The following is a 593-nucleotide window of genomic DNA, read 5'->3' as shown; positions in this document are numbered from 1 at the left end:
GTCCACCGCGTTGCTCTCCGGGTCCAGCAGCACCGTCACATCCAGTACCGAGCCGGGCGCGTACTCGGTGGTCAGCGCCAGCACGTCCTGCACCTTGTGCCCGGCCAGCGACAAGGCGCCATCACCGGCCAGGGTGCGCACCGCAGCCGCGTTGGCGTAGTCGATGCGGCCATCAAGGCTGACGCTGAGCACCAGGTCGGCCACCGCATCCAGCGTGATTCGGCTGCGTTGTTCACTCTCGAACAGGCGCTGCTCGCTGCTGCGCTGGGCGGTGATGTCCTGGATCTGCGACACGAAATGCAGCGGTTCGCCATGCTCGTTGCGCACCAGCGACACCGACAGCCGCGCCCAGATGATGCGGCCGTCGCGGTCGAGGTAGCGCTTTTCCAAGTGATAGTGGCTGCGTCGCCCGGCCAACAGGTCCTGTACCAGGGCCAGGTCGGTCTGCAGGTCATCGGGATGGGTCAGGCGCTGGAAATCGACCTGCAGCAGCTCTTCTCGGGGGTAGCCCAGTATCCGGCACAGCGCGTCGTTGACATCCAGCCAGCGTCCTTCCAGCGACACCAGTGCCATGCCCAGTGCGGCGGAGGTGA

The 593-nt window shown here is 66.3% G+C and carries 1 protein-coding gene; it reads right to left on the bottom strand.

From position 1 onward, the window contains the following. On the bottom strand, nucleotides 1–593 hold a 593-nt coding region (locus tag FH975_RS00015; protein WP_162319528.1), incomplete at both ends, for a PAS domain S-box protein.

The organism is Nesterenkonia haasae, from assembly GCF_010119385.1.
GTDB lineage: Bacteria > Actinomycetota > Actinomycetes > Actinomycetales > Micrococcaceae > Nesterenkonia > Nesterenkonia haasae.
This window is presented reverse-complemented; position numbering and strand designations above follow the sequence as displayed.